The following is a 247-nucleotide window of genomic DNA, read 5'->3' on the forward strand; positions in this document are numbered from 1 at the left end:
CGGCCGGGTTGGGGCAGTGGCCGCCGGCCGGTGCCCGGCCGGTGGCTGTTGACGGCTTGTACGAACGGTTGGCCGACAGCGGGTACGTGTACGGGCCGGTGTTTCAGGGCCTACGGGCGGTGTGGCGTGCCGAGCGGGATGTGTACGCCGAGGTGACACTGTCCGAGCACGTCGAGGCGGACGGGTTCGGGTTGCATCCGGCGGCGCTGGACGCGGCGCTGCACCCGATCGGGTTGGCCGGGCTGCT

General features: G+C 72.5%; 1 protein-coding gene. It reads left to right on the forward strand.

Annotated elements, in window-relative coordinates:
* Positions 1–41 precede the first annotated feature (41 nt).
* Positions 42–247: polyketide synthase dehydratase domain-containing protein (locus ACLQ22_RS32130; protein ID WP_425695625.1), on the forward strand; the 206-nt coding region annotated here is incomplete at its 3' end.

The sequence above is a fragment of the Micromonospora sp. DT178 genome (genome assembly GCF_049841695.1).
Taxonomy (GTDB): domain Bacteria; phylum Actinomycetota; class Actinomycetes; order Mycobacteriales; family Micromonosporaceae; genus Micromonospora.